General features: G+C 53.6%; 9 protein-coding genes. 1 reads left to right on the forward strand and 8 read right to left on the reverse strand.

Annotation, left to right across the window (positions count from 1 at the left end; genetic code table 11):
• Positions 1 to 27: 27 nt before the first annotated feature.
• Positions 28 to 879, reverse strand: coding sequence for a phosphoenolpyruvate hydrolase family protein (locus tag H7846_RS11205; protein WP_222597492.1), 852 nt, complete (start codon positions 877 to 879; stop codon positions 28 to 30).
• A gap of 118 nt (positions 880 to 997) precedes the next feature.
• The gene (locus H7846_RS11210; RefSeq protein WP_222597493.1) at positions 998 to 2266 is read right to left on the reverse strand and encodes a Tm-1-like ATP-binding domain-containing protein; all 1269 of its coding nucleotides are present in this window, start codon (positions 2264 to 2266) and stop codon (positions 998 to 1000) included.
• Between the two features lie 140 nt (positions 2267 to 2406).
• Between H7846_RS11210 and H7846_RS11215 the strand changes: the two genes are divergently transcribed.
• Entirely contained in the window at positions 2407 to 3939 is a 1533-nt protein-coding gene (locus H7846_RS11215) for an aminotransferase-like domain-containing protein (protein ID WP_186692171.1), read from the forward strand.
• A 51-nt stretch (positions 3940 to 3990) separates the two neighbouring features.
• Here the strand turns inward: H7846_RS11215 and fucU are convergent, their stop codons facing one another.
• The 6 genes from fucU to H7846_RS11240 all read right to left on the reverse strand — a co-directional run bounded on the left by fucU (position 3991) and on the right by H7846_RS11240 (position 10790).
• Entirely contained in the window at positions 3991 to 4425 is a 435-nt protein-coding gene (fucU, locus tag H7846_RS11220; RefSeq protein ID WP_186692173.1) for an L-fucose mutarotase, read from the reverse strand.
• A 205-nt stretch (positions 4426 to 4630) separates the two neighbouring features.
• Positions 4631 to 6337 (reverse strand): carboxylesterase/lipase family protein, encoded by a 1707-nt coding sequence (locus H7846_RS11225; protein ID WP_186692175.1) that lies wholly within the window; start codon positions 6335 to 6337, stop codon positions 4631 to 4633.
• Between the two features lie 152 nt (positions 6338 to 6489).
• On the reverse strand, positions 6490 to 6711 hold the full coding sequence (locus H7846_RS17975) for an SUMF1/EgtB/PvdO family nonheme iron enzyme (RefSeq protein ID WP_255460571.1): 222 nt from the start codon (positions 6709 to 6711) through the stop codon (positions 6490 to 6492).
• Entirely contained in the window at positions 6711 to 8714 is a 2004-nt protein-coding gene (locus H7846_RS11230; protein ID WP_255460572.1) for a formylglycine-generating enzyme family protein, read from the reverse strand. The genes H7846_RS17975 and H7846_RS11230 overlap by 1 nt, the downstream gene beginning before the upstream one ends.
• Positions 8715 to 8798: 84 nt before the next feature.
• Positions 8799 to 9773 carry a ribokinase gene (rbsK, locus tag H7846_RS11235; RefSeq protein ID WP_186692177.1) on the reverse strand — a complete coding sequence of 325 codons (975 nt, stop codon included), beginning with the start codon at positions 9771 to 9773 and terminating at the stop codon, positions 8799 to 8801.
• Between the two features lie 24 nt (positions 9774 to 9797).
• A complete protein-coding gene (locus H7846_RS11240) occupies positions 9798 to 10790 on the reverse strand; it encodes a GRP family sugar transporter (RefSeq protein ID WP_186692178.1) in 993 nt (330 codons plus the stop codon).
• Positions 10791 to 10885: the final 95 nt, after the last annotated feature.

The following is a 10885-nucleotide window of genomic DNA, read 5'->3' on the forward strand; positions in this document are numbered from 1 at the left end:
ACAGTTGAATTTGCGCGATAAGTTGCACTAACTTCCGGCAACCGATATGAGTTGTCCTCTCCCGGCGGTCGCCTTAAATTTCTGGACCTGAGCCGTGATTGCCTGCTCAGCCGGAAGCCGTTCTACGCTGGATGCGCCAAAGAAACCTGCAACAGAGTGTGTTCGACTGAGCACAAACTCTACGTCGTCCGGCTCTGCAATCGGGCCGCCATGGCAAAGCACAATTACATCCGAGCGGACCGATTTAGCTGCGTCGCAAATCGATTGCACCCGAGAAACAGCCTGGTCAAGACTCATCGCCGTTTGGGCTCCGATTGTACCGTTCGTCGTCAACCCCATGTGTGCAACGACGATATCCGCACCTGCCGAGACCATAAGGCGTGCCTGCTCTTCGTCGAAGACATACGGGCTAGTCAACAGATCTAGTTCGTGAGCGGCAGCGATCATCTCCACCTCAAGCTCGAATCCCATTCCAGTCTCTTCGAGGTTCTGGCGGAAGTTTCCATCAATCAGGCCGACGGTCGGGAAGTTCTGCACTCCTGCGAATCCCATCTCTTTTAGCTCTTTGAGAAACCTCGGCATGATTCGAAAGGGGTCAGTTCCGTTCACACCGGCCAGCACTGGAGTGTTATTCACAACCGGCAGAACTTCACTCGCCATACTTACGACAATGGCGTTGGCATCGCCGTAAGCAAGAAGACCCGCCAGCGATCCGCGTCCGGCCATCCGGTAACGACCGGAGTTATAGATGATGATGAGATCCGCGCCTCCAGCTTCGGCGCATTTAGCGGAGATTCCAGTGCCCGCACCCGCCCCGACGATCGATGTCCCCGCCGCTACTGCCGCCTGCAGTCGTTTCAGGTAATCTTTTCGAGTCAACTCTGTTCCTCTATTTCCCATTACGCTAAGTCCCCTTTAAAGAAAGCCAATTAAGCCCGCCGTCTGTCCGGCAGCGGTGACGCTGTTGCGGTAGCCAGGAAATCCCCGGCGAAATACTTCATGCACTAACCCCTGGTGTCGCGCCAGTACCGACACTGAATCCTGATGACACTTCAGCGCATTTCAAAAATTCGTCAGCAACCGCTTCCGCAAACTCAGGGTCGTTGATGTGCCTATCCAGCTCCACGAGCTTTACATTCGGCCCGACATTCGCCCGGAGAGCATCGAACAAGCTTTTATCGGCAACCGGGTCATAGAACGGTTTTCCAGGATGATCGATGCCGGAGATACCTCGAAGCGGTAGCAATAAAACAACAGGACCCTGCGCCCGATTTAACTTTCGCGCCAACATCTCGCCGAGTTCCCTGTTTTCCTGTGGTGTTGTACGCATAAGGGTGACCGCCGGGTTGTGCGGATAGAAGAGCCGGCCGGCAAATTTGGACGGTACAGTTTCAGGTGCGCCGAAATTGACCATATCCAGGGCTCCGACGGAAACGACCTGAGGCACACCTTTTCCCCCAGCCGCCTCCAGGCGATGTGGCCCAGCGGTCAGAACGCCTCCTACAAGTTCATCTGCAAGCTCCGTAGTCGTGATATCCAAAACGCCTTTCACGAAACCCTCGACGACCAAACGTTCCATCGCCTGTCCTCCGGTTCCGGTGGCGTGAAAAACCAGAAGCTCATAGCCACGATCTTCCAGCAGCTCCTTGACGCGGTTCACGCAGGGAGTCGTATTGCCAAACATGGTCGCTGCCAGCAACGTCCGGCTGGACACTTCCGGCAAAGGCGCTCGACGTCCGCACATCCCTGCCATCGCATCCGCGGCATTCGCGAGAATGGTGGACGTAAGACTATTGAGTCCGGTGAAGTCCACCACCGAATACATCATGCAAATATCGGACGTCCCAACATAAGGCCGTACATCGCCAGACGCCATCGTTGAAAGCATCAGTTTTGGAACACCGATCGGAAGCTCGCGCATTCCAGCGGTAGCAATAGCCGTTCCCGCCGAGCCTCCGATAGCCATCATCCCTTCTCGAAATCCTCTCGCCCGGCGTTCACGCACCCATGCCGCTAGTCCTCTATGCATGGCGGCAGTTGCACGTCCACGATCTTCGGCAGCGACCAACTCAGCGATACTTTCGCCCGCAGCCCGTACTATCTCCTCGCGGGATACATCAGCCTGAAAAAGAGGAGAGTCCAGAACTCCGATGTCAACAACCGTGACGGTGAGCCCAGCCACTATCAGGCGGTCCCGCAGGAATCGCACCTCGTTGCCCTTTGTGTCCAGAGTTCCTACGACAAGGATGGAGTAAGACGCAGTCAAAGAGATTTATCTCCTTACATTGCTATCAATACAAATTGAGTACAATTAGCGAGCAATGACAAGCTAATATCGTACATGTTTTGGTGTCAAGCGGAAAATTTAGAAGTTTATCCACAAAACAATGCCAGTACAATTAGGGTATGCCGAAACCTATCGAACAGTTGGGGCAGTTTGTCTTTGAGGAGTTTGGACCACCCCGTTATGAACAGTTGGCTGCTTTTTTTGAACGCGCAATACGCGCGGGCGAGCTCAGTTCGGGAGATCGCCTTCCCACTGTACGTCGACTCTCCGGGCTTATGAGCGTGAGCGCAACAACAATCAGCGCCGCGTTCGACCTCCTGGGAAGCCGCAAATTCGTTCGGGCCGAAGTGGGACGCGGCACTTTCGTCGTTTCAGATTGGCAGGATGTAAACGGCAATTCATCAAATTCGGTCCGTACCATCCCACAGCCGCTGTCCACGTTTACGGGAACTCGAAGTCCTTGGCGCCGAAATGCCTTAATGCGTGCCAGCTCGCGACTCCGTGCCACGTATCCAACAGCAATGGAATGTAGCACAGGACGACCCGACGCGAAGCTGCTGCCACTGGAAGTTATCCGTCAAGCCTGGACAGATTGCATTCAGGAAGTCACATCCGCCGATTTGCAGTATGCCGGTCCCGAGCCCATCCGGCTTTTGGCGGACGTCCTGGTTCCGATACTGGAAACCGACCTCATTCCAGCGCGAACTCAGGATCTGATCATTGGTAGTTCAGCACAGCAGTTTTTCGCTCTCATCTATGAAGTCGTAAGCGCGAAATCGGAAAAATCCAAGTTGTCGGTCGCTGTTGAGGAGCCTGGTTATCCGACTCTGATGGACACTTTGGAGCGTGCCGGCGGCCGACTGTTGGGAATTGCCGTAGACCGGTTTGGCGCCATCCCCGCTTCGCTCGATGCGGTCTTACGAAATGGCGCAAAGCTGGTGATTTTGACGCCGCGTGGTCATAATCCCACCGGCGCTTCCTGGTCGACTGAGCGCTTATTGGAGCTGTCCGAAGTATTGAAGACTCATCCTGACGCGATCATCGTAGAGGACGATCAGATCGCAGGTATTGCCACCACCAGGCCGGGCTCGTTGCTCTCCATTCCTGAGTTAGAGAATCGGGTTGTGCATATCCGCTCATTTTCGAAATCAATAGCTCCGGATCTGAGGATGGCAGCAGCTGTCGCGCGCACCTTCATACGAGAACCGCTGTCGGAAGCCAAAACATTTGCCGATGGCTGGAGTTCACGATTGCTTCAGCGCGTTCTCGCACGGACACTACAAACGGACGAGGTAAACGCAGCCCTGAAGAAAACGCGCGATGCTTACCGTGACCGTCGGCAAAGCGCATGCGCTGCTTTGAATCAGATCGTAGCGCCACTTGGTGGCGGCTGCTGGTCCGGCCCTGATGGTGTCAACGTATGGGTGCAGTTGCCCCCTGGTGTCGATTCCAAACATATTCAGGAGCGAAGTGCAGCTGCTGGCGTTCGTATCGCTGATGGCGAACCCTTCTTCATTGCTCCCGGCCCAAATAACGTCGTGCGACTGAATGCCGCTTCGGTCGAAGCAGAAGATGCGGCGAGGGCCGGTAAGATTGTGGGGCAAGCGATTCTTGACTATGGTTGGCAGAATCCCGGGCCGATTCACGTTTAGAGCTCTGACTGGCCCGCTCGGCTAGCTTCTTCACTTCAATCAACCCGAATCCTACGACGCAATTTTCATTACACCCTTCTTGATTATCAGACACCCATATAAACGGGTCTCTCCAGTCATGAGGACTCCAAACGCGTTTCGAGCGCGCTCGTAAAATGCGAACCGGTCAATCCGAATGGGCGCTGGTACTGATGGATCATAGCGCCAAATCGTGTTCATGAAATCGGCTTCGATAGCACGGTCAAACTCCTTGTCGGCATCTACCTCGATCATGACTAGCGGATCGGTGTAGGTCTCAAATGGAAATAATGGCGCGATCCCTTCGAGGAGACCCGTAACCGAGAGCCCATCGGAGCGAAGCAGCCGCTTGGCCATGCTGGCTCCAGGAAAGTTAGAGTCAGCGAGGACCAGTTCATCTCCATGTCCCATCTCGCATAAGAGCTTGAGCAACTCTGGACTAACAACAGGTGAGATTCCCTTGAGCATCGCCTAAATCCTTTCACTTTCGAAGTGATCGCGTAATTTAACCCAACGACTGTTGATATCCGACACGACGTGAACCATTCTTGCTTCTTGCTCAAAACCCTTGCGCACCGACCAATCTGATCTGACAGTGATGTAGAAACTGGGAATTCCGAGAACAGCAATTTCGTACCAGTAAACATGAGGGTGATGGCATACGATTCCGGTTTCAGGCAGGGATCGTCTTGCTATAAGCTGCCCGTTCTAGGCTGTCGGGATCGCCCTTGAACCGGCTCTCGGCATCGAAGATCATCGTCTCGCTGCCATTCGCAGTCACTGATTCCCACTTCGGAATTCCCTCATGATTCGGATTTCCTGTACGGGCAAAATGAATCCACGCCTGACTCATCTGCCGTGCCAACCTCTTTGCCGCTTCACCGTTTCCGGTAACACTATCGCATCGCTTCGAATTGTTGAAGAAGAAGCACAAATCGAAGCAATGAAAGGCCATCGCTCGTCCGCTCAGACTCGGTGACTGCCAGTGCATCCAGAAGTTGTATGCTGGCGCCTTTCTTTGCGCAGCCTTAAGTTGCGCCTGCTTCATCGCAGCGCTGCGGAACGAGCATGCCCAAATGATTGACCAGAGTTGGAAAGGATTGGCTGTTGGGTGATCCTTGCTGAATGCGTCGTATAGTTCCTTAGCATTCGATCTGTACTGGTTGCTCAACTGCCTCATAAGCCCCTCCACAGTCAGCGAGAAGGCATCAGGCCGTCCAATCCCGGTTACAAACTCGTTCAAAACCGTACCCACCATCAGGGGCACATTAGCGCTGATCTCAGGTGCCGCTGGGTCCCACACCTGGTGCGGAATTTCTGTTCCATCGACGTATGGACTCCAGCCAAACCACCGATCTAGCGTGCGTGCGTCTGGTAGAGGAATATGGCTAATAGCACTGCGGTGGCGGCGTTGCACGTCGTTGGCGGCACTCACGATCTCCTGCCATGAGAGGTTTCGCAGTTTGTCCAAATTATTTTTGGGGATCTCAAGCTTGGCCAACAGCCCATGCGCTAGCCCCAGCGACATTTCAGGATCTGCTACTCGAAGTATCGAACCACTGTGAATCGAAGCTTTATGGAACAGTCCTTGAGCTGATGGCATGGCCATAAGAGTGCCAACTTTGCTGCCTCCACCCGATTGGCCCATGATCGTCACGTTTCCTGGGTCGCCTCCAAAGTTCCCGATGTTATCCCGCACCCACTTGAGGAGGAAAACGATGTCTGTCATACCCACATTGCCACTTGTTGCGTAATCTCCATCAAACTCGCTGAGATTCAGAAACCCGAGGGCATTTAGACGATGATTGAGGCTCACCACCACTACGTCGCCATCACGCGCCAGCATCTCGCCATCATAGGATGGCAACTCCTGGCTCGACCCATACGAAAATCCGCCACCGTGTATCCACACCAGCACCGGACGCTTCTTGTTGTCATTAATTCCCGGCGTCCAAACATTTGCGACTAAGCAGTCTTCATCCATGTAGCCCGTATCGTTCTGCCATACGAACATTGATTCGTCGCTGCCTGGACGCCAGAACGCAGGGCATGTGCGCCCGTACCATAGAGTCGAACGTATTCCCGCCCAGGGCGTAGGCGCCTTTGCCGGCATAAACCGGTTTTCCCCTCCGGTATTGGCACCATATGGAATCCCCCGAAAAACTTGGATCCCGGCTTGCTGACTACCGCGCACCTTGCCATAGACGGTTTCAACAACACCTTCCTTGTTCAAAAAGGCGCCCGAGGGCCTATTTTTGGCTATTTCCTCGGGCGCCGCGTTGCTTGGAGTTGTTGCTTTTGCCACCTGCAACGTTCCTAAGACCTCAGCACCAGCGGCGGCCACCGCGGTCTTCAGAAACATGCGACGGTCTGTTCTCATCTTTTTCACAACAGCTCCCTTGCATGTGCAGTCCCTGCGCTCCACTGGAAACTCGCTGCGTCTATATATATAGATATGCAGCTAGATATCCAGCCAGCGCAGCCTCACGGTGATCTCCATCGTTGGAGCATCAGGTTCTGCTCGTGCTCATTTCATTGCGCATCTTTCACACACCGGAAGCCAAGCGTGCCGGAACGGTCAATACTGGGAGCCATCAAAAGCAGCTTGCCGTGCTGATCGTTCCTATATGCCTCCGGAAAGTACCAGATCGATCCGGACGGACGATAGTGACTGCCCCCCCTGATAATGGCGGCGCGAGTGTGTTCATCAAGATACTCATCTGTCCATTGCCATACATTTCCGACCATGTCCATTACGCCAAACGGACTCCCCCCTGGGGATGGGCATCCACATCGCTGGGAGGAGGCAGCGTCCGCCCATTGTCCTGGATCGGTGCCAAAGCACTGCTATTAGCAGAGCAACCCGGCGAGCCTCCGCTCCGTGAGGGCGCTAGCCAATCGCAGTTGCCCCATGGAAACATGCGGCCATCGTTACCTTGCGCGGCGTACTGCCACTCCCACTCATGCGGAAGCCGCTTCCCCGCCCATTTTGCATACTCACGTGCGTCTTCGATTGACACCCAGGTGACTGGCTTGTTCCCCCATCCATCGGGATAGGAACCATCTTTCCAGTCCTCGAGAAAGTTGAGCCTATCTTTAGGCTGATAATGCGTAGCGTCCATAAACTTCTTGAACTCGGCATTAGTCACTGGGTACTTATCGATGAAAAATGGCTTGATCTGTATGGAGTGTTCATGAAAACGACGAGGACTGTCCTCCCATGCATACTGAACATCAACGCCAACATCGTTGCTCCCCTCAATCTCGATTCCCTGCACACGGAACAGATAATCGGCACCTTCGATACGAATCATTCCTTCTGGTGCGGAAGCGGCGCGCGTCGAAGGTGCGATCTCTACCATCTGTTGCGGCAGGAAGTGCCACTCATGCGAATAGCTGGACAAAGGTTTAGCAGTCATCTCCTTCATCTTTTCCATTAGCCCTTTCAGCTTCGGATCCAGTTCGCCGTTGGTAGCGACAATCGCTCCATAGCCATGACCTTCGGTCGAAAACGAAAGCACTGCCTGATCGCCTTTTATTTCTGGCTTGAGTTCCACGCCATGATAAAGATCGAAATAACGCATGCCCTGCTTGTAGGGTGTCGTCATCTGATTTCCCTCGACGTTGTATTCGTTGCGGTTCACGATGGTCCATACCGTCTGGTCGGCCAATGGCCAGCGGCTTGAGAAGACACCGTATCTCAGCATTGGGTAGTACGGCTCCCATCCCTCGCTCGCGAAAAAAGGAGCCACGGCGCGCTCGATGGTTGCCACACGACGCGTTGCCTCTGCGTCACGTGGAGTAACACCGTTCCAGATACCCCAGACGTTTTCCCAGCTTTCCCAACCTTCTCCGTTAAAGAAGGCGTACTGCAGAGCGTTGGTTTTGTCGCGATCCCAGCGGCCTTGAATATTGACCTGGTGACGTGGTTCAAGCCAGCGGTACTTGTCGACCCCAGGAGCAAATGTGTATTGGTACTGGCCCCAGGTAAGAACATTCCATGCAAGAGCTTCATCGCTGGGTCCACCCTCCGGCTCAAACGCCAATGGATGGCCCGCCTTCTCAGCAGCGAGTGAGAACGCCAGCGGCACGCCATCCTGTGTGTCACCATTGACCCCGTCGGCATCAATCTCTTTCATGAATTCCGCAAACGCCGTCGGCCAGTCGGTTCCCGGGCCTTTCGTTCCCTGGTCCCACATCATCATGGGAAACAAAACTTTCACACCTCGGCGATGAAAATCCGCCACCATGCGCTTCACGCCCTCAACACCTCCAGGCATGGAGCGCACCATGTCAAGCTGGTTTCTCTCGTCCATGCCTACGTTGGGATAAACCGCCCAAATGAGTACGGCATCGATGCCACCGTAGCGTTTCTCTAAATCGTCGAGATACCGATCTACGGTGTATTTACCTGCGACTGGGTCATAGAAATAGCGATCATGCACCATCATCTGTGGTTGTATAAAACTATGTTGCGCCCATTGAAGTTGAGGCAAATTGTAGCGGGATCCATCGTAGCCGATACGAATACGACGTTCAGTGCGCCAATGCGTATTGTCGGCGAGCCAGTCGCGATGAGTCGACGGAGTACAAGGAGCGGCCCCGGGCCGCACGATAGGACCCATCGCTAAGCACGGTGGCGCAAGAATGAGTTGGCCTTGAGGATTTCCAAACTGCGCATTGGCCTGCGCAGTGCAGAGAGCAACGAGAAGAGCGAGCCTTGCGGCACACCACATTGCTCGGAATTTAGCTTTCATGTCGTTATTCCTTTCGTGCAGGTAAGTCGTGTTTTTTTGAGACCAATATTGAAGATGCGAGGGCCATATCCGGTAGCTAAGGAACTAACTACGTTCCGCAAATTCGGAAGTAATGTAGTTCGATTCGTTCCTGATAAATTCCTCTACCTCAACCATGCTGGGCATAGAAGGTTGTGCGCCTGTGCGTGTTACGCAAATGGCTGCGACCGCCGCGGCAAACCTCGCACTGTCTAAGGGAGATTTGCCTAACATGAGGGCAGTCGCGAAGCCCGCATTAAACGCATCGCCGGCAGCCGTTGTATCGATTGCCTTGACAGCGAACGCGGGAACCAAACCTCCAATACCATCCTGCGATCTAATGTAGGCCCCATTTGCACCCATCTTCAGGACGACCCCGCGGCAACCATTGGAAAGAAAGATTTTTGCTATTTCAGCGGGTAATGGCGCACTTGATTCAGAGTGCTTATCGCCGAGATAGGACGCTGCTTCAGTCTGATTCGGTGTGAACCAAGCGATGTTTTTAAATATTCTCGGCGGTAGTTCTCTCGCAGGTGCAGGGTCGAGAATCAGAGGCACATTCTCCCGTGCGCAAATGCGAGCTAGATGTTCAACGGTTTCGAGCGGTGTCTCGAGTTGAGCCAGCACCATGCCAGCACTTCTCAAAATAGAAATGCTCGCATCAAGATCTTCAGGCGTGACTTTGGAATTGGCGCCAGGCGCAACCAGGATGCTATTGTCTCCGCGCTCTGAAACAACGACCACGGCAACGCCGGAAACACCATCACTTGTAGAAACCCCGGCTATGTCGACACCTGCTTTTTGCAAGTGGGCCCGTAGTTCAGCTCCGAACGTATCATTCCCCAGGCGCCCAATGAGTTGTACGGGATACCCGAGTCGCGCCACGGCGACGGCTTGATTCGCACCTTTACCTCCAGGATGAATCTGAAAGTCGGATGCGATGACGGTCTCGCCTACGACAGGAATTCTCTTAGTGACTGCTACCAGGTCTGTATTGATGCTGCCGACAACAACGATTGATTTTTTCGCAGGCAATTGCATTCTCCTCAAAGGGATAAAGGGTTGTTATGGAAAGATCGGAGCACAAGCGACCGCGGTCAACCCACAGAGAAAAAAGATGAACATCCATTTCAGACTGCTTTTGGAATGAGCTGGAGCTGCACTGAATTCGCGCCAGACAAATACGCCCCAACAAGCCGAAATCATTGTGGCACCTTGTCCAATGGAATAAGAGACGGCAGGGCCCACGATGTTGGCCTGCGATGCCACAAAATTGGCCATCGCTCCTGTACACCAGATCACGCCACCTAGAGCGCCCCAGAAATGCCAGATCCCGGGTGCTTGCCAATAGCTCCGGATGAAGGCCCGCTCTTGGCCATCAAGAGGAAAACGCATGAGCAGATAGTTCACCGGAATAGCGCAGATCGATACCCCAATGGCGAAGAACAACAAGATGGCATAAGGACCAGGTGCATCTTCTCCCGTCATTGACTTTGAAACGAAGGGATAGAACATACCCATCAAAAGTCCCGCGATCAAACTAATAATGATGCCGCGACGACTCATAGCTGCACGTTCTGTTTCACGCAGCCTGTAAGCGATGGCATCGAATACGATAGCCATCACCACGAGGGCGATACCGCCAAAGAGAAGCAAAGAATTTCCCTTGGGCGAAATGATGTAACTGCTGATGGCTCCCACAACAAGGGCCAAGCCAATACCAATAGGAAATGCAACTGCCAGTCCCGCTATATCGATCGCGGCAACGAGCAACAGATTAGCAACATTGAAGATGGCACCGCCTGCCATCGCAAGGAAAATCGAATGCATATTTGCGTGAGCGATGTCTGTATAGAAAGACCGCCCCACAGCTCCCATACTTCCGAGAGTTGAGCCCCACAGAACTGCTCCGACAATCAGTCCTACAATGAAGTCCCAGTAAAGCAGCTGGAAGCGATAACCAGAACAAAGCTTCATGGAATTAGCCCATGATCCCCAGCACAGCATACTGAGGATCATGAATAGAAGTGCAATACCGTACGTCTCAGGCTGATACATTGAGCGCTTCCTTTTCAATGAGGCAAGTGCAATCAAAAAAACAATCCGTACTGAGTTCGAGAAGCTGACCTTTGCGACTACCGGCAATCGGACGA

This window comes from Edaphobacter sp. 4G125, from assembly GCF_014274685.1.
Taxonomy (GTDB): domain Bacteria; phylum Acidobacteriota; class Terriglobia; order Terriglobales; family Acidobacteriaceae; genus Edaphobacter.